General features: G+C 67.9%; 18 protein-coding genes and 1 riboswitch. Of the genes, 16 read left to right on the top strand and 2 right to left on the bottom strand.

The features are described from left to right. The first annotated feature begins 57 nt into the window (after positions 1-57). From JF66_RS10265 to JF66_RS21710, 13 genes are all read left to right on the top strand, one after another. Positions 58-705 (top strand): hypothetical protein, encoded by a 648-nt coding sequence (locus tag JF66_RS10265; protein ID WP_051973396.1) that lies wholly within the window; start codon positions 58-60, stop codon positions 703-705. Positions 706-742: 37 nt separating this feature from the next. Next, the gene (locus tag JF66_RS10260) at positions 743-1,990 is read left to right on the top strand and encodes a phage tail sheath subtilisin-like domain-containing protein (protein ID WP_035877580.1); all 1,248 of its coding nucleotides are present in this window, start codon (positions 743-745) and stop codon (positions 1,988-1,990) included. 1 nt (position 1,991) lies between these two features. Continuing rightward, entirely contained in the window at positions 1,992-2,492 is a 501-nt protein-coding gene (locus tag JF66_RS10255; RefSeq protein WP_035877577.1) for a phage tail protein, read from the top strand. Positions 2,493-2,553: 61 nt separating this feature from the next. Beyond that, the gene (locus JF66_RS23585) at positions 2,554-4,533 is read left to right on the top strand and encodes a hypothetical protein (protein WP_197059383.1); all 1,980 of its coding nucleotides are present in this window, start codon (positions 2,554-2,556) and stop codon (positions 4,531-4,533) included. Continuing rightward, positions 4,530-6,050 carry a phage baseplate assembly protein V gene (locus JF66_RS10245; protein ID WP_051973394.1) on the top strand — a complete coding sequence of 507 codons (1,521 nt, stop codon included), beginning with the start codon at positions 4,530-4,532 and terminating at the stop codon, positions 6,048-6,050. Before JF66_RS23585 ends, JF66_RS10245 begins: the two co-directional genes overlap by 4 nt. Then, the gene (locus tag JF66_RS10240; protein ID WP_035877575.1) at positions 6,047-6,385 is read left to right on the top strand and encodes a hypothetical protein; all 339 of its coding nucleotides are present in this window, start codon (positions 6,047-6,049) and stop codon (positions 6,383-6,385) included. Before JF66_RS10245 ends, JF66_RS10240 begins: the two co-directional genes overlap by 4 nt. Further along, positions 6,382-6,849 (top strand): GPW/gp25 family protein, encoded by a 468-nt coding sequence (locus JF66_RS10235; RefSeq protein ID WP_051973393.1) that lies wholly within the window; start codon positions 6,382-6,384, stop codon positions 6,847-6,849. Before JF66_RS10240 ends, JF66_RS10235 begins: the two co-directional genes overlap by 4 nt. Beyond that, positions 6,846-8,567: a baseplate J/gp47 family protein gene (locus JF66_RS10230; protein ID WP_081882300.1), complete on the top strand. Its 1,722-nt coding sequence runs from the start codon at positions 6,846-6,848 to the stop codon at positions 8,565-8,567. Before JF66_RS10235 ends, JF66_RS10230 begins: the two co-directional genes overlap by 4 nt. Further along, on the top strand, positions 8,482-9,465 hold the full coding sequence (locus JF66_RS23580; RefSeq protein WP_197059382.1) for a hypothetical protein: 984 nt from the start codon (positions 8,482-8,484) through the stop codon (positions 9,463-9,465). Before JF66_RS10230 ends, JF66_RS23580 begins: the two co-directional genes overlap by 86 nt. After that, a complete protein-coding gene (locus JF66_RS23575) occupies positions 9,458-10,015 on the top strand; it encodes a phage tail protein (RefSeq protein WP_035877593.1) in 558 nt (185 codons plus the stop codon). Before JF66_RS23580 ends, JF66_RS23575 begins: the two co-directional genes overlap by 8 nt. Continuing rightward, positions 10,002-10,478, top strand: coding sequence for a hypothetical protein (locus tag JF66_RS10220; RefSeq protein WP_035877574.1), 477 nt, complete (start codon positions 10,002-10,004; stop codon positions 10,476-10,478). The genes JF66_RS23575 and JF66_RS10220 overlap by 14 nt, the downstream gene beginning before the upstream one ends. Before the next feature lie 11 nt (positions 10,479-10,489). Then, a complete protein-coding gene (locus JF66_RS10215) occupies positions 10,490-11,383 on the top strand; it encodes a PASTA domain-containing protein (RefSeq protein WP_035877571.1) in 894 nt (297 codons plus the stop codon). 26 nt (positions 11,384-11,409) lie between these two features. After that, on the top strand, positions 11,410-12,267 hold the full coding sequence (locus JF66_RS21710; protein WP_051973391.1) for an IPT/TIG domain-containing protein: 858 nt from the start codon (positions 11,410-11,412) through the stop codon (positions 12,265-12,267). Here the strand turns inward: JF66_RS21710 and JF66_RS10205 are convergent. Next, on the bottom strand, positions 12,257-13,021 hold the full coding sequence (locus JF66_RS10205) for a hypothetical protein (protein WP_035877570.1): 765 nt from the start codon (positions 13,019-13,021) through the stop codon (positions 12,257-12,259). The two genes, JF66_RS21710 and JF66_RS10205, sit on opposite strands and share 11 nt — an antisense overlap. A gap of 114 nt (positions 13,022-13,135) precedes the next feature. Then, positions 13,136-13,233, top strand: a riboswitch (glycine riboswitch). Positions 13,234-13,455: 222 nt separating this feature from the next. Here JF66_RS10205 and gcvT point away from each other — a divergent pair. The 3 genes from gcvT to gcvP all read left to right on the top strand — a co-directional run bounded on the left by gcvT (position 13,456) and on the right by gcvP (position 18,011). After that, on the top strand, positions 13,456-14,592 hold the full coding sequence (gene gcvT / locus JF66_RS10200) for a glycine cleavage system aminomethyltransferase GcvT (protein WP_035877568.1): 1,137 nt from the start codon (positions 13,456-13,458) through the stop codon (positions 14,590-14,592). A 26-nt stretch (positions 14,593-14,618) separates the two neighbouring features. After that, positions 14,619-14,990 (top strand): glycine cleavage system protein GcvH, encoded by a 372-nt coding sequence (gcvH, locus tag JF66_RS10195; RefSeq protein WP_035877566.1) that lies wholly within the window; start codon positions 14,619-14,621, stop codon positions 14,988-14,990. 105 nt (positions 14,991-15,095) lie between these two features. Beyond that, on the top strand, positions 15,096-18,011 hold the full coding sequence (gcvP, locus tag JF66_RS10190; protein ID WP_231556372.1) for an aminomethyl-transferring glycine dehydrogenase: 2,916 nt from the start codon (positions 15,096-15,098) through the stop codon (positions 18,009-18,011). Positions 18,012-18,014: 3 nt separating this feature from the next. Here gcvP and JF66_RS10185 read toward each other — a convergent pair. Continuing rightward, the coding region (locus JF66_RS10185; protein WP_035877565.1) for a glycosyl hydrolase family 65 protein at positions 18,015-18,592 on the bottom strand (578 nt) is incomplete at its 5' end.

Raw genomic sequence — 18,592 nt, 5'->3', positions numbered from 1 at the left:
CGGCGGGGGTATGGTGTCTGCATCTTCCGGTCGGGACTCGGGGAAGCGAGGTTCAGCGTGAGCGTGGTGCGCTCGTCACTGTCAGACCTCGTCGCGGTGCTTGCCGACGCCGTGGTGCCCGATTCCGTCGGCGTGCAGCACGGCGGACAACCGGAGACCGAGGCGGCACCCACCGATCCGGTGCTGGTGCGGGTCGTGGCTCTCGACCGCATCGGCCGCTCCCGCCGGGACGGCCCGGTACTCGACCTCGAACTGTCCGCCGCCGTCGCGTGCACGGGGGAGCACACCCTCGACAACCTGGAACGGATGATGGTGGCGCTGGAGAACCTCTCCCGCTATTCGGTCGCGCCGCTGACTCCCGAGCTGCGAGCCACCGGGGCCGTGGGCTTTCTGGTGCGGGTGCCCGTCAATCTGCGACTGACGGAGCCCGGCGGTCCGCCCATCCTCGAGCCCCTGCAGGTGACCACCGTGATCGGCCGACAGCTGCGGGGAGTGGTGGTGGGGTCGGACGGGCATGGACTCGCCGGTGCCAGCATCCGTGCGCGGGCCTCCGCCGTCGCGGTGGCGAGCGATCGGGCGGGACGCTTCACGCTGCTGTCGACCTCGGATCCGGTTCAGGATTTCACCGTGGAGTATCGCGGTACGACTCGGCTCGTGACCGCGGCCGTCGATCCCGCGCTCGTCATCACGTGGGCGCCCAACTGAAAACAACCCTTCTCAAGACAGGTGAAAGGAGAACAGCATGCCCAACTACCTCGCTCCGGGCGTGTACGTGCAGGAGGTCCCGAGCGGAGCCCGCGCCATCGGGCAGGTGAACTCGAGCATCGCCGGGTTCGTGGGCATCGCACCGGATGCCGCGGCCCGCGTCGACGAGACCGTGGTGCTCGACAACTGGACGCAATTCGTCGATATCTATGTGGGAACCGCAACCGTGGGCACGCCACTGTCGAACGCGGTCTATGGCTTCTTCAACAATGGCGGCGGCCGCTGCTACGTGGTCAATATCGGCGCCAGCGGCACCCTGCTCGGCACGGCAGCCCACCCCACAGGACTGCGAAATTTCGAGAAGGTCGACGACATCTCTATCGTGGCCGCGCCCGGCTACGCCGACGCAGATTCTTATGCCGCCCTGCTCGAACACTGTGAGCATCCGCTGCGTCAGGACCGCGTCGCCATCCTCGATGCCGTCGAAGACTGGGGATCCGACGTGTCGGCGCTCACCAGGGTGGCGACCTCGGGCGTTCCCACCAAGGTCGGCGGTGACGCTGAGACCGACCCCGCGCCCAAAGGAACCGGCAAGCGCGACGACACGCAGCTCTCTCTCGGCCCGCCGGAGTCGCCGGGCGGCTACGCCGCCCTCTATGTGCCGTGGCTCGTGGTGCTGGACCCGGTGTCTGGCCTCAAAGTGACCCAGCCTCCCTCCGGTCACATCGCCGGGGTCTGGGCCAGGGTCGACGCCAGCCGCGGGGTGCACAAGGCGCCCGCCAACGAACCCATCCAGGGCGCGCTGGACCTTCGGCAGCGCATCAGCCGGGGCGAGCAGGAGGTGCTCAACCCGGCCGGGGTCAACTGCATCCGCTATTTTCCGGGCGAGGGGATCCGGGTCTGGGGTGCACGCACCAAGGCGCCGGAGGCGAGCGAATATCGCTACGTTCCGGTGCGACGGCTCACCAACATGATCAAGGAATCGATCGAGGACGGCACGCGCTGGGCGGTTTTCGAGCCCAACAAAGACGAGTTGTGGCGCTCCCTGCGACGCGACATCGGCGATTTCCTCACCAATGTCTGGCACGACGGCGGACTTTTCGGCACCACGCCTCAGCAGGCCTTCTTCGTGAAGTGCGATGCCGAGACGAATCCGCCCGAGGTGCGGGACGCCGGCCGGGTCGTGACGATCATCGGGCTCGCGCCGGTGAAGCCAGCAGAGTTCATCGTGTTCAAACTCATGCAGTCGGTGGACACCACCGAGATCGAAAACCTGGGAGCCTGACATGTCCGATGCAGCAACAGCAGCCACCCCGCCTCCGCAGGCGCAGCCGGGAAACGTGGTCGACCCGTATCGCGCGTACAACTTCAAGCTCGTGATCCAGAGCGTGGTGCAGGGGCACTTCACTCGGGTCGACGGCCTCGGCATGGTGATCCCTCGCCTGCTGTGGCGCGAGGGCGGCGAAAACGCGGTCGTTCGCACGATGCCCGGGCCGGTCGAGTATCCGCCGGTCACCCTGCGGTACGGCCTGACCGACTCGACAGAGCTGCTGCGGTGGCTCTTCAAAGCCGTTGACGGCACGGTGGAGCGTCGCAACGTGTCGCTGGCCATGCTGAACGATGCCGGGTCGGCCGAGGTGCGGCGCTGGAACCTCATCGGAGCCTGGCCGTGCGAGTGGTCCGGAGCTCCGCTCGACGCCCTCGGCAAGGAGCTGGCCATCGAATCGCTCAGCCTTGCCTATGACCGGCTGAAGCTCGACGATGCCCCCGCGACCCCGCCTTCGTAGCCGCCTCGGACGAGGCCTGCGCGTGCTGGCACGGTTGCTCGAGTCGACACCGGAGGGCCCGGTGACTGCGCGTGCATCGAGCCCGCGCGACGGCGCGGCGACAACGGGTGCGCGCGCCGATGAGCCCACCGATCCCGGAAGAGATCCCCTCAAAGACCTCGGCGTGGGCGCCGAGCTCGGTGCCGGTCGTGCTGGCGATCTCTCGTGGATCAGCACGCTGGATGAGGCGCCAGAGCACTGGATCCGTCGTGTGCGCGAGGCGAAGCCGTACGGCCGTGGGCTCGCGTCTCTCCCGACGAACGAACCGAGCCCCGGCCGGCCGATCGTCGAGCCCGGCGGATATGACGCCCCGACGACTCGGGTGCCGGACGCGGCCCGCGTCTCCCGCGGTGCAACCCCCGAGCCTCGGAACGTCGCTGTCGGGGCCCGGGGCGACGTCACGGGCGCAGCGAGCGCGGCCGCAGCGAGCGCGGCCGGGTCGAGCGACGTCAATCGTGACCGTTCGGGTCAGCGGCGACCCGAGCGGGATGGGGCGCCCGCCGCTGTGCCCCACGGAGCGTTGCTGCGCCAGTGGTCGCAGAGAGTGCACATCGCCCGGCTGAGCATTCGACCGGTCGAGACCCGCGAGGGTGCAGGACACGGCCGGCCAGACGACGTCCAGATCGGCGATCCGGGCCCGGCGATAGTCCAGGGACCGCCACCCGAACGCGACACGGTACCGGGGCACGCGGGTGCGGTCGGTCAGACCGTCGCGTCCGCTCGTCTGCCGCGCCTGGTGCTGCGACCGGCCGCCGCGCCGCATGCCGCGAACGGGGTGGGTGTACGAGGCGCCCTGAGAACGCCCTCGGGCCCTATCCGCTTGCCGGGCACGACACACGAGTCGGACCGTACCCCGACGGTTCCTGCAGGCGCGGCCGCCCGACGGACGGTCACTCGACCGCCGCGAGCACAGCCGCCAGCACCGGCACCGACAGCAAGAACAACGACGCCGATACCGATACCGACACTTACGTTCGCGCCCGCACCTGCCCGGGTACCCGCCGCACCCGCTGTCTCGTGGGCCGATACCCGCGGCACGCGGTACCCCCCGTCGGTCGAGTGGCCGGCGCCGGTGAGACCGGCCGGGCCGACCCGGCCGGTGGCAGCCCCGAGCCCGCATCCGTGGCCCGAACTCGCCGCTGCCCGCACCCCGAGGCCGATGGGCCGACCACTTACCGTGTCAGGCTCGACCTTGCCCGGGCCCGACGACTTGCCCTCGAAGAATCCCGGGTGTGACATGGAACGGGTCGCCTTTCTCATTGAGGACACCGGAGAACACTTCGGGTGCCTGCTGAACCCGGAAACGGTGGTCATGTCCCGCACGGCCGGCGTCGAACCGCGGCGTTCGGCGGGCGGGCGGCTGACCGGTGCCGGTCTCGCCGACGACCCGCTGTTATTCACCGGCGGCGGCCATACCGAGCTGCGCCTCGACCTGCTCTTCGACGTCGACCTCGCGCCGGCCAACCTGCAGGTGACCGACGTTCGGCAGATGACCCGTCCCATCTGGAAGCTCGCCGAAAACTCGGCGGAGGTCGACAAGAAGCGTCGCCCGCCCGGGGTCCACTTTCTCTGGGGACGCGCGTGGGACATGCCCGGTATCGTCACCGAGGTCGCCGAGCGCTTTGACCGATTCGCCCCGGATGGCTCGCCTCTGCGTTCCTGGATGCGGCTCGTCTTCGTGCGGGTCGGCCAGAGCGCCGATGAGGAGGGCGGCGAAAACTATGAGCTCGCCCAGCGGTTGCCGGTGGTCGATCTCACGGCGCCCCCCGTCGAGACCGTCGCCGTGTCCGGGGATGGTGGCTTCGAGGCGCTGGCTCCGGACACTCCAGAGACCGATGTGCCCAGACCGTTGACGCCCACCCGCGAATACGGGATCATTTCGATGCTCAGCTACGGCACACCGCTGCTCGTGAAGCAGATCCTCGAATTCAGTAACGTGGACGACCCCCTGCACTTCGCCGGACGTCTCGCCATTCCGCCGCTCGGGGAGAAGCCACGATGACCGATGTGCAGGGGCTCCCGGAGATCATCATCACGCTCGGCCGTGACCGGCTGACGGCGGCGGAGGCCGCATCCGTCGCCTCGATCGAGGTGCATGCCGCTCTCGCGCAGCCCGCCCGGTGCAGCATCACCTGGCTCACCCTCGACGCCGGCCGCCGGGTCGACCCCGCTCCCGGTGACGCGCTGCGGGTGGAAGTCGTCGGCGTTCGGCGTGCGCTGTTCGTGGGGGAAGTCACCGTGGTCGAGCACAGCTACGGCGCAGACCTGGCCGAAGAGATCCGGGTGCGCGCCTACGACGCCCTGCACCGGCTGCGCAAACGGCAGTTCACCCGGGTGCACGACGAGGTCGATCTGAACGGGCTCGCCACAGCGCTCTGCGCGGGAACGGGGCTGAGCGTCGTCGGCGGCACCGGCCGTCCCGCGCGCACCTACCAGCTGGCCCGTTCCGATCTGGGGCTGCTCGTGGAGGCGAGTCGGCGGGCCGGCCTCTACCCGGTCGTCGACGATTCCGCGCTGCGGCTCGTCGGGCTCGAGGGCGAGGGCGACCCGGTCGAGCTGAACCTCGGCACCACCCTGCATTCCGCCGAACTCGAAATCAGTCAGGAACCCTCCTTCCTGAGCGCCTCGGTCACCGGCTGGAACCCGAACTCCGCGGCCATCGTGCACGGCGAGTCAGACGACAACCGGGCCAGGGCCGGCGTGCGCGCCGACGCCGCCCCGCAAAGCGTCGGCGGAGGCGGAGCGCTGTTGCGCCAGAACGACGCGCTCGCCGACGACGCGGCGGCCACCGACCTGGCCCAGTCCGAGCTCGACGTGCGGGCGGCGGGCGAAATCACCGGAGTGTTCGTGGCCGAAGGCGACCCGCGCATCCGCGTGGGCGGGCGGGTGAAGATCACCGGCGTGACGGCCGCCCTCGAGGGCACGTACACGGTGTGCGACGTCGTGCACTCGGTCGAGGGCAGCGGATACGAGACCACCATCAGCACGAGACCTCCCGCCATCCCTGCGGCGCAACCGAGCGCCCGCCCAGCGGACGTCACGACGCTGGGCCTCGTCGTCGACGTCGATGATCCGGAGCAGCGCGCGCGGGTGCAGGTCGACCTCCCGGCCTATCCCCAGGTCACCACGGGCTGGGCGCCCGTGCTCACCCAGGGGGCCGGCACCGGCAAGGGAGCGGTCATCCTGCCGAACACCGGCGATTCCGTGCTCGTGCTGCTGGTGGCCGGGGACCCGGGCGACGCTGTCGTGCTGGGCGGGCTCTTCGGCCCGGAGCGGGTTCCCGACGCGGATCTCGGCGGTGACCGGGGCCGACGCTTCACCGTGGCGACCGCGGACGGGCAACGGGTCGTCCTCGATGGCGCGAGCCACAGCATCCGCGTGGAAGACGGCCACGGATCGTCGATATCACTCACCCCCGATCTGTTCACGCTGCACTCGGCCACCGACCTGATGATCGAGGCGCCCGGACGAGCCCTCACGGTGCGGGCCAAGACGGTGGATTTCGAGGAGGCGACATGAAGATCCTCGTCGAGAAGGGCGTGCTGCGCTGCGGGCACGACGGCATCGTGAAGAACGTGGCGTCGCAGCAGTGGGTGAAGATCCTCACGTCCCCGGTGCTGGTGGAGAACGACCCCCAGGGCCGCGACATCAACGGTTGCCCGAACATCGGCATCAACATCAAGCCCTGCACCCATACCCTCGTCGTGCACCGAGGCTACTCGAGTTTCATTCGCATCGGCGCTCAGGCGATCTGCCTCGATTCGGTCGAGGGATACACCGACGGAACGCCGCCGGGCGCCGTGAAATACACGGTGCGCTCGCCAGGCCAGCAACTGGTGGAGGCGGCGACATGACCGCGCCGCGCTACCGTGCCATCGCCCTCGTGCACCCGGATTTCGATGCCTCCGCAGGGGCTCCCGGCTTCACCCTCACGCCGGACGGACGTCTGGCGACGGTCACGGAGGACGCCTCCGTGCGCCAGGCCGTGCTGCTTCTGCTCAGCACCCGGCCTGGTGAGCGCGTCAACCGGCCCCATTACGGATGCCACCTGTTTCGGCTGGCGTTCGCGCCCGCCGATGACACCACGGCCGGGCTTGCCATTCACTACGTGGCGAGCGCCCTGCAACGGTGGGAACCACGCGTGAGCGTGTTGTCCCTGGATGCCGCGCGGGCCCCCGAAGAGCCTGCGCTGCTCGAGGTGCGCCTGCGCTACCGAGTCAAGGCCACCCAGCACGAAGACGAGATGGCCGTGGCCGTTCCCGTCTCGGGCGCAGGGCCGGTCGCCGCCAGCCGAACGACCGAGAGAGGCCCCGCATGAGCATTCCCGTGCCCAATCTCGACGACCGCAGTTTCGTAGAGCTGGTCGACAGCGCGCGCGACCGCATCCGCCAGCTCGATCCCGAGTGGACGGACCTCTCGGTGCACGACCCCGGCATTGTGCTCGTCGAGGCCTTCGCTCACCTCACGGATCTGCTGATCTACCGCCTCAACCGGGTACCCGAGAAGCTGTATGCCGTGTACCTCAATCTGCTCGGTACCGCCGTGTATCCGCCGAGCGCGGCAACGGTCACGCTCGAATTCACCCGTGCCGCCGCCGACGGGCCGGAGCTTGTGGTTCCCCGCGGCACGCAGGTGAGCCCGCCGCCGGCAGTGCCCGGCGTTGCCCTGCCGGTATTCTGCACCCTCGCCGACGCCGTGCTCGCCGCGGGGGCAACGAGCGTGACCGCGGATGCCGTGGATTCCACGCCCGTCGAGGCAACCCTGCTGGGGGTCGGCACCGGCCGACCCGGGCAGATCTTCATGCTGCCGAGCGCGCCGGCGGTCGCCGGGCCGGGGCTGAGTATCGGAATCGAGGTACCGGCCGGGTCGCCCCTCGCCAGCGGTGAGGCGGTGCTCGTCGACGGCAAGCCGTTCCGATTCTGCCGTGAGGTGGAGGCCTTCGCGGATGCCGAGGACGGGGAACCCGTCGTGCGGGTCGACCGTTCGTCGGGCACGGTGATCTTCGCCTGGTGGAGTGAGCGTGGTGGCACAGACTCCGCCGGCCCGGGAATCGCTCCCGTGCCCGCGGTCCCGGCACCGGGCGCGCAGGTGCGGGCGTGGTTCCGCAGCGGCGGCGGCGAGCGCGGCAACGTTTCCGCCGGCACCCTCACCGTTCTGCGCAGTTCGCTGCCGGGGATGCGGGTGAGCAACCCCGCGCCCGCGACCGGTGGCCGCGACCAGGAGCCCCTCGACGATGCGCTCCGTCGGGCACCGCAGGATTTCCAGTCGCGTGATCGAGCTGTGACCGGGCGCGACTACGAGGTACTGGCCGCGAGGCACGGCGGTGTCGCCCGGGCACATGCCCTCACGAGAAGGGATGTCTGGTCTTTTGCGAGCCCCGGAGAGGTGGAGGTCGTGCTTGTGCCCCACGTTCCCGTGTCGGCGCGCGCGAACGGCGGTGTCTCCCTCGATCAACTCGCTGCCCAGGCCCGCGACGATGTTCGCGGCGAGGTCGACCGGTACCTCCGCGATCGCGCCACCATCGGTGCGACGCCCGTCGTGCGCTGGGCCCTCTACAAGCAGGTGCTCGTCGACGCTCGGGTGGTCGTTCGCCCCGATGAGGACCCGGTGGCGGTCAGAGAACGCATCGTTCGCCGGCTCGGCGAGGCGATCAACCCTCTTCCCAGCGGGGCGGCAGGCAGCGCCGGGGGCATCGGCTACGGGTTTGGTTTCGGCCGCCCGCTGCGTGCGTCCAATCTCTACCGAGCCATGGAGGAGTCAGAGCCGGGGGTGCAGTACGTGGAACGCGTGCGGCTCGAACTGGACAAGGTGCCCGACACCGACGCGACCTCGCTGATCCAGGCCGAGGGGCAGGCCGGCACCTGGTTCGTCGCGCAGGGAGACACCCTTTTTCGCACCACGAATTTCGGGGACGGCTGGGAGGCCTGCGCGGAATTCGCGGGGCGAGAACGTGCGCTCGATCGTTCCGTTCCGCCTGGGCCAGGGATCGGCCACGACGCATCCGGGCATGGTCGCGGTGGCGACGGATGCCGGTGACGGCTCTCGCGTGTACGTGAGCGACGACCTGGGCGAGAGCTGGCGACGACGGGCGGAACTGGGTTTCACGCTCGCGGATCTCGCCTGGGTGGACCGGCTCGGCAGGCCCGTGTTGCTGCTGGCCGGAGAAAAGGGACTCTACGAACTCGCCGACACCGAGGGCGCCATCCCCGTGCAGAACCTCGTCGACCCGGCCCAGCCGGACCGTGGTTTCTACGCGATCGATTCGTTCACGGACGTGCGGGGCCAGACCGGCGTCATCATCACGGCGGAGGCCGCGGCCGGTGTCTGGATGTCGCCCACGGCGGGCGCCCCGGAATCCTTCAAGCGCGTACGGGCGGCGGGGGAGGATATCCGCTGCCTGGCCGTTCAATACGACGGCCCCGCCACGTATCTGTGGCTGGGGCGCGCGGTGCCGGAAGGGTCAGGAACAGGGTGCGCCCGGCTGCGTATCGACGACCTTGCCCGCACAACGTTCGACGACGCCCTGATGGCGTCTTGGGAAGAACTCGGCACCGGCTGGGGCGGCGGCAGCTGCTGGGGGGTGCACGTGACGGGGGACTCGGCGTATGCAGCGACGCAGAGCGGGGGCGTGCTGCGTTTGCCGCTCGCGGCCGGGCAGAAACGCGCCTGGGACCAGCGCGACGTCAATTGCGGTCTCCCGTTGCGTGACCGCGCGAGGTTCCAACCCGTGCGGTCGGTCTCGGGAGCGCTCGGGTCCGATGGCGCGCCCCTCGTGCTCGGCGCCGGACCGGAGGGTATCTTCCGCTCGACGGATGAAGCCTCGACGTGGAGCACGTGCACGGCCCGCACGGTGGACACCTTCATCACCCTGCCGCCCACGTGGCTTTTCTGCTCGGGGGAGCACCGTATTGAGGTGGTGCGTGCCGATGCCTGAACAGAATCAACCGGATGCCCTGCTGCTCGGGATCCTGCCCGAGGTCTTCCAGGTATCCGCCGCGCGCAGCGCGCCGTTACGAGCCCTGATCGGTGTCACCGCCGACCTGCAGCAACCCGTGCTTGACGTGCTCGATGCCGTGGAGACGATCGTTCACCCGTATCGGGCGCCGGACCAGCTCGTCACGTACCTCGCCTCCTGGGTCGATCTCGATTGGCTGACGGGCATGACGCCCGGCCAGGGATCCGGGGTCGAGGCGGCCCGGCAACGGGACCTTGTCGCCAACGCCGCCGACCTGTCGGCGCGCCGCGGCACCCCCGCGGGGCTCGTGCGGTTTCTGCAGCTGGCCACCGGCGTTGGCGGGTTCGCCGTCGATGACGATCCGGGCGTCTTTCACGTTGTCGTGCACGTGCCGGCGGATGCCGCCGATCGCGTCGATCTGGTGCAGCGCATCGTCGCCGTGATGAAACCGGCCCACATCACCCACGCGCTCTCCGTCGATTCCGTGCCGTCAACCGTGACCGGAGGAAACGACGATGAGCGACAGTAATCGAAAGCCGATCATCATCGCCTGCGTCGTGGCCGGCGTGGTTCTGCTGCTCTTCGTGCTCGGTGTCGGATTCGGCGGTGGGGACCGCCCGTTGCAACGGGACACGGTCGCCGGGCTCGCCGGGATCGGCCCGGTGGCACCGCTGCACACCGGCGACCTCCTGCTCAGCGACGGGCGTTGTGCCATCAGCGGAGAGTCCATCCAGGTACAGCAGGCCTGCACCTTCACGATCGCGGCCTTCGGCGGCACCTTCGATCTCGGACCGGTCACGAAGCGAGGACGACTCACCGTGCTGTCTGCTCCCGGGGACGTCACGGTGGCCATGCAGATCGAGGGAACGGATGCCTCCCAGAACCTCAATCAGGGCGACTCGACCGACCTGACGGTGGGCCGGTCCGGCGGTTCGCTGTCGTTTGCCTGCCCTGGTTTGACCTCCTGCCAGCTGCAATTGAGTCCGCTATGAAGCAACTCTCGATGACGCTGAGTTCCGCGCACGTCACGCTCGTCAACGGAAAAGGAACCGTGACGGCATCCGTCGGGAACGCCTCGGCGGCCCCGCAACGCGTCGTGCTGGGAGTCTTCCCGAGTGGCGGTAGCGGGGCCGGAGTCCCGTCCGCCACGGTCGAGGAGCCGCTGCGCACCATCCCCACGGGGGTCGTGGAGCAGTACGAGGTGGCGTTCGACACCACGGGCGCCGCCCCGGGCACATACTCGTTCAAGCTCATCCCGTACTCCGCCGACGACGCGCCGGAGGACTATGCGGAGCTCGGTCGTTCGGTGGAGATCACGGTGATCGAGACGCCGGTGCCACCGCCGAAAGCGAAGCCGTGGTGGATCCTCATTCTGATCGGAGCACTCGTCGTGGTCGGCATCGTCGTGGCGGTCGTGCTGGCCACCTCGCAGGGGTCGACGCCGGCGCCAACCCCCACCCTGATGGTCACAGCCATGACGCCGTCGTCGGGCTTCTTCAACACGGCAACGACCGTGACCATGACCGGCCGATTCGATGAGCCGACAACGCTCGTGGACAAGATGCACGACTCGGACATACCGCTCACCCGGGTCAGCGACACGGAGTACACGTTCGTGATGCCCGCCACCTCGCATCCGCAGGGCATCGAACTCGGCGTGACCAGCGCCGGACACAACCTCGGCAGCGTCACATTCGAGTACACGGAGCCGCCGCTTGTGGTGACGCCGTTTTTTCAAGGACTGACGATTGATCAGGCGCAGGCGCTGGCCGCCGCGACCGGCCTCGTGCTCGACATCCAATTCATCGGTGGCACGAACAGCACCGTGTTCTCGCAAGACCCTCCCGCCGGCCAACAGGTGTGGCTCGGGAGTACCATCCACGTTGCGGTTCTGTAGTTTCTGGATTCCCTGAGGAGGACCCCATGAAGAAACTGTCCATGACGCTCAGCTCGCAGACGGTAACGCTGACCGGTGGCAAGGGAACACTCACGGCGTCGGTGACGAACGCCTCCGCGGCACCCGAGCGCGTGGTGTTGGGGGCGTTCCCGGTCGGCCCGCCCAACGGCCTGACCGGATCGACCGGGGCCACGATCGAGGAGCCGCTCCGCACCATCGATCCGGGTGCCACCGTGCAGTATGAGGTCGCGTTCAACACGACGGGTGCATTGCCCGGCACCTACCAGGTCAAGCTCATTCCGTACAGCGCGGACGAGGCCCCCGAGGACTACGCCGAGCTCGGGTTCGTCGTGCAGCTCGTCGTGCCCGAGGTCGTGCCGGTGGTGACGAAGAAATTCCCGTGGTGGATCGTGGCCGTCGCCGCTGCCGTGGTGATCCTCGGCGGCGGCGCGACCGCGTTTCTCCTCACCCGCCCACCCGCCGTCGTGCTGTCACTGACCTCCTTTACCCCGTCGCAGGGCGGAGTGGAGGGGGGCACGACCGTGACCTTGACGGGACAGTTCGCCGATCCGACGGTCGTCACCGTGGGTGAGACGAGCGTTGCCACAACTCTCGTGAGTCCCACCGAAGTGACATTCAGCACGCCCCCTGCGGCGCAGGCTGGGCAGGTGCCTCTGGTCGTCGAGAGCGACGGAAAGCAACTCGGGGTGGCGATCTTCGAGTACGTCGCTCCGCAGGCCACCGATGGCGGCGGCGTGATCGTCGACAACTTCTGCATCGTCAATCCGTCGGCCTGCGTCTTCTTCGACCAGAATCAGTTCACCGAGAAGTTTGATACGGGCCAGATTTTGCCCAACCTCCAGGGGATGAACATCAATCAGTGACGGATCCGCTGGCCTTGATCGCGTTGACGATGGCGGGAATCGACACGATCAGCATGATCAGCGCCCAGATGAGGGCGACGACGCCGGTGACCAGGGCCCAGAACTGGTCCCCGATGGAGACGACGACACCGGGCAGGAACCCGTGAATGAAACCCAGGACGAGTTGCAGAACGACCGACAGCAGCACGAGGATCACGAGTCCCTTGACGCGGAGAAAACGCGGCTGCGCGACCACCAGGAGCACGCCGAAGACGATCTTGAGCAATAAAACAGCACCGAGCACCGCGGCGGCGGCTCCCACCGGGAACGAGCCCCAGATAGCGACGTAGACAACGGTGCCGAATGGAATGGCCACCAGAAGGCCGATCATCAGAAACAGCTGAATCAATCCCACGATCAGCAACAGGAAACACATGATGATCCAGAGGAACGAGACGATCAGGGTCACGATCCCCTGGATCCTGCCGTAGAGACGCAGCGGCACGATCAGGCTCAGCCCGAGCATGCCCACGGTGAAGAGCACGAGACCGTCGACCAGGGCCAGAAAAGCGATGCCGGAACCCGGCGGATCCGATCCGTTGGCGGCGTTCACGGCCGCGATCCCGGCCGGTACACCGAGGTCTTGGGTGGCCCCGGCACCGGGCGGGATGACGGCGGCGTTCACGACGAAGAACGAGAGCCCGAGCTCGGCGAAGACGACAAGGGCGGCCACGATGATCGCCGCGATGAAGAACGGTTTGCGCAGCCCATCCATAGGAATGCCTCCGTCACAAGGGCCTGTATCGCGCGAATAATATCATCGGTCGTGTCCGTGCGGGTGTGTGGGTCTAGGCTTGAGCCACATACCAGAACTGAATACTGGGCCATCAAGGTCGATGCGGGAGAGTTCGACGTCGCAAGACGAGCGAACACCGAAGGAGCAATCCTCCCCGACAATCTCTCAGGTACGCGTACCGCATCGAACTGGCCACTCTGAAAAGTGAATTGAGCGAAGCGAAATTCAGGACTCGGTGATCGAGCCCGTCGAGATCGTCGAGACCAACGCCGTCAATTCCGCCCATGGTGAAAGTCATGCCCCTCGGGCATGGTGAAGCTCTCAGGCCTCAGCGACAGAGGGGGAGTTCCCACGAGGCTCAACCGAGCCTCGGTACCCTCGTCCGGCCTCGGCCGGCTTGTCCCGGAGAACTCATGACCTCGGTCGATCCCCACGCGGAAGCGCGATTCTCACCCCTGCATCAGGCACACGTCGAACTCGGTGCGAGCTTCACCGATTTCGCCGGCTGGCAGATGCCCGTGCGGTATTCCAGCGACCTCGCCGAGCACCACGCCGTGCGCACCAACGCGGGAATCTTCGACCTCTCCCACATGGCGGAGATTCGGGTCACGGGCCCGGACGCCGGTACGTACCTCGACTACACCTTCGCGGGTCAACTCTCGGCGATCGCCCTCATGCAGGCCAAGTACAGCCTGCTGCTCAACGAAGCGGGCGGCATCATCGATGACGTCGTGGTCTACCGCCTCGGCGACACCGAGTTCCTCGTCGTGGCCAATGCCGGCAACCGCTTCCCCGCGGTCGAGGCGATGCAGGCACGGTCCGCGCGATTCGACGTGACCGTCGTCGATGAGAGTGACGACGTCGCCCTCATCGCCGTGCAGGGCCCCAATTCACGCAGCATCCTCAACGAGACCGCCGGCTTCGCGGCCGGCGGCGACATGATCAGCCTGCGCTACTACCGGGCCATGAACGGCGCCTTCAACGGAACCCCGCTGTTCATCGCGCGCACCGGCTACACCGGCGAAGACGGCTTCGAGGTATACGTGCCCGTCGCGCATGCGCTCGCCCTCTGGGAAGCGATCATGTCGGCCGGAGAGGCGTACGACCTCGTGCCGGCGGGTCTCGCCAGCCGCGACACGCTTCGGCTCGAAGCGGGCATGCCGCTCTATGGACACGAGCTCACCCTCACCACCTACCCCGCCCAGGCCGGTCTCGGCCGTGTGGTCAACCTGGCCAAGGACACCGACTTCATCGGTCGCGCGGCGAGCGAGGAAGGGCCGAGCGCCACGGCGCCCGTGCTCGTCGGCCTCATCGCGCAGGGCAAGCGGGCCGGTCGGGCCGGCTACGACATTTACGGCACCGTGGATGCGGCCGAACCGTCCGGCGAGATCACGAGCGGCGCCCTGTCGCCGACCCTGGGCTATCCCATCGCCATGGCTTACGTCACGCCGGCCCTCGCCCGACTCGGCACCGAGGTGTACATGGACGTGCGTGGAACCCGCATTCCCGCCACCGTGGCGTCCCTTCCCTTTTATTCACGCAAGAAGTAGCCCGACTCTCTTCGAAAGGTTTTCCCATGACTGACAAATCTGAACTCCAGTACACCGTCGAGCACGAGTGGGTGCTGATTGAGGGCGACATCGCCACGGTCGGCATCAGTGACTACGCCGCCGAAAAGCTCGGTGACGTGGTTTTCGTTGAACTTCCCGACGTGGGCACCAGCGTCACCGGCGGAACCGTCGTCGGTGAGATCGAGTCGACCAAGTCCGTCGGCGAGTTGTTCGCGCCCGTCAACGGCACGGTGACCGCCACCAACTCGGCCGTCGTCGACGCGCCCGAGCTCGTGAACAGCGACCCCTTCGGCGACGGCTGGCTCATCAAGATCGCCTTCACCGAGCTTCCGCCGCTCCTCTCCTTCACCGAGTACGCCGCCCTGACGGGCGAATAATCCGTGGAGACGCTCATCGTGACTGATACCACCACCCGACAGACGTCCGGCTCGCCGGCCTTCGCCCAGCGCCACATCGGCACGGATGCCTCCGCGCAGTCCCACATGCTGGCCACGCTCGGCTATGACTCCGTCGAGGCCCTCGTGGCCGCGGCGATGCCGGGCGCGATCCACTCCGATCTCTTTCGCACCGATGGTGACAGCACCCTGCCTCCCGCCGCGACAGAGCCCGAGGCCATCGCGGAGCTGCGAGTGATCGCGAGCCGCAACACCGTGAAGCGGTCGATGATCGGCCTCGGCTATTACGACACGTTCACGCCCGCCGTGATCAAGCGCAACGTCTTCGAGAACCCCAGCTGGTACACGGCCTACACGCCGTACCAGCCCGAGATCTCGCAGGGGCGCCTCGAAGCGCTCATCAACTTCCAGACGATGGTCGCCGATCTCACGGGCCTGACCACCGCCAACGCCTCCATGCTGGACGAGTCGACGGCCGTCGTGGAAGGCATGCTCCTGGCACGTCGGGCCTCGAAGGCCGCAAGCCGCCGCTTCATCGTGGACGCCGACGCCCTGCCGCAGACCCACGCGCTTCTCGAAAACCGTGCGCACGCGCTCGACATCGAGCTCGCCGTGCTGCCGCTGAATGAGAACACCACCGCGGACGATCTGGGCGAGTACTTCGGTATCTTCGTGCAGTACCCCGCGGCATCCGGTCGGGTCTGGAACCCCGCGGGCGTGATCGCCCTCGCTCACGAGCAGAAGGCCCTCGCCGTCGTGGCCGCCGACCTGCTCGCCCTCACCCTGATCACCTCGCCCGGAGAGCTCGGCGCCGATGTCGCCGTCGGCACGAGCCAGCGCTTCGGCGTACCGATGGGCTTCGGCGGCCCGCACGCCGGCTATATGGCCGTGCGTACGGGACTCGAACGCCAGCTTCCCGGTCGTCTTGTCGGCGTGAGCGTTGACGCGGCCGGCCACCCGGCCTACCGCCTCGCCCTGCAGGTGCGCGAGCAGCACATCCGCCGCGACAAGGCCACCTCCAACATCTGCACCGCGCAGGTGTTGCTGGCCGTGATGGCGGGCATGTATGCCGTCTACCACGGGCCAGACGGCCTGAAAGCGATCGCCACCCAGGTGCACGAGCGTGCGGGCCAGTTGGCAGCGGCGCTGCGCTCGGAGAAAATGACGGATGCCGGCGTCACGGTTCTGAATGACACGTTCTTCGACACCCTTCAGGTGTCGGTTCACGGACGTGCCGACGACATCGCCCGCCGCGCCGCCGACGTCGGCCTGAACCTGCGCATCGTAGACGCAGACACGCTGGGCATCTCCGTCGACGAAACAACCACGCTCGCTGACCTCACCCTCGTGCTGCGTGCGTTCGGCGGCTCCGATGCCTTCGGTCACGTGGACTTTGCCGCGGCCGCCGTCGCTCAGGTTGCCGTGGCCGCTGAGGCCGCCGCAGCCCTCGGGCACGCCGAGCAGGGGCTGCCCGCGGAACTCACCCGGACGAGCGAATACCTCACCCACCCCGTGTTCAACACGCACCGCTCGGAGACGAGCATGATGCGATACCTGAAGCGCCTCGCCGACGCCGACTACGCGCTTGACCGCGGCATGATTCCGCTCGGCTCGTGCACCATGAAGCTCAACGCCGCGAGCGAGATGGAAGCGGTGAGCTGGCCCGAGTTCGCCGGCCTGCACCCGTTCGCACCGCGCGCCGACGTGGGGGGCTACCTCCAGCTCGTTCGCCAGCTCGAAACCTGGCTCTGCGATGTCACCGGCTACGAGTCCGTATCGCTGCAGCCGAACGCCGGCAGCCAGGGCGAACTCGCCGGCCTGCTCGCGATCACCGGCTATCACCGTTCCCGCGGCGAGGGCGCACGCACCGTGTGCCTGATCCCGTCGAGCGCCCATGGCACCAATGCCGCATCCGCTGCCCTCGCCGGCATGCGTGTCGTGGTCGTGGCCTGTGATGACCTCGGCAACGTCGACCTCGGCGACCTGCACGCCAAGATCGCCGAGCATGCCGACGATCTCTCCGCGCTGATGATTACCTACCCGTCCACCCACGGCGTCTACGAGCACGAGGTGGCGACCATCTGCCGCGCCGTGCACGACGCCGGCGGACAGGTCTACGTCGACGGCGCCAACCTCAACGCCCTGCTCGGTTTCGCCCGCTACGGCGACTTCGGCGGCGACGTGTCGCACCTCAACCTGCACAAGACGTTCTGCATCCCGCACGGTGGCGGCGGACCGGGCGTGGGTCCCGTCGCGGCCAAGGCACACCTCGCGCCGTTCCTTCCCGGGCATCCGCTCGCCCAGAGCGACGAGCACTACCTGCTCTCCGGCGACGGAACGTCGGGGATCGTGCGGCACGAGGGCGGCCCCGTTTCGGCAGCCCCCTACGGCAGCCCGAGCATCCTGCCCATTTCCTGGGCCTACGTGCGCATGATGGGTGCCGACGGCCTTCAACAGGCCACCGGCGCGGCCGTTCTCGCGGCCAACTACGTGGCCAAACGCCTCGCCGGCGCATTCCCGCTGCTGTACTCGGGCGAGAACGGACTCGTTGCCCACGAATGCATCCTCGACCTGCGCCCGCTCACGGCGGCGACCGGTGTGACCGTCGACGACGTGGCCAAGCGCCTCATCGACTACGGTTTCCACTCGCCAACGATGAGTTTTCCGGTGGGCGGAACGCTCATGGTTGAACCCACCGAGAGCGAAGACCTGGTCGAGATCGATCGCTTCATCGACGCCATGATGGCAATCCGTGCGGAAGCGGATGCCGTGGGCGCCGGTGTCTGGCCGACCGACGACAACCCGCTGCACAATGCCCCGCACACCGCGCAATCGGTGATCGAGGGGGAGTGGGAGCACGCCTACGACCGGGCAACCGCGGTGTATCCGTTGCGCACGCTGGTGAGCCACAAGTACTGGCCGCCGGTTCGGCGCATCGACAACGCCTTCGGTGACCGAAACCTCATGTGCTCGTGCCCGCCGCCCGAGGCCTTCGAGGAGTAGTCGCTAGCTCGGTGTGAGCGAGCGCAGGGCGAAACTCCGGGCTTGTCCGGGCACGAGCGTGGCCTCCTGGCCATCGACTCGTACCCGGATGGGCGCTGCCCCGCCGGGGAGCAGCTGGAGCCGCAGGGTGTCGTGCGTCAGATGCACCCGGATGGGTTGTTGGCGGAAGCGGATCTTGAAGTCAACCGACCGCAACTCCTCCGGCAGTATCGGGTGCAGCCACAGCATGTCGTCGTGGATCTCGAGCCCGGTATAGCACCGCACGATCATGTCGACCGAACCGGCCATAGCGCCGAGATGGATGCCCTCGTTCGTGCCGCCGAACTGCACGGCTCCGAAGTCGCAATCGAGCGCCTTCAGCAGGTAACTCCACGAGTCCGCTCTGTTGCGGCGCGCTTCCACCCAGGAATACACGACACTGCTCAGTGTGGAACCGTGAGTGGATCTCTCACGGTAGAAATCGACGGTGCGCAGCACGGCCTCGGGCGGAAAGTTGTAGCCCATCTCGCTCAACACACCGCGCAGCTCCCCGGCGGAGAATAGATACAGGAGCATCAACACGTCGGGCTGCTTGGCCAGCC

Origin of the sequence: Cryobacterium sp. MLB-32, from assembly GCF_000738085.1 — a bacterium.
Classification (GTDB): Bacteria; Actinomycetota; Actinomycetes; order Actinomycetales; family Microbacteriaceae; genus Cryobacterium.
Note: the sequence above shows the minus strand (reverse complement) of the source record. Positions and strands in the feature narration are given on the sequence as shown.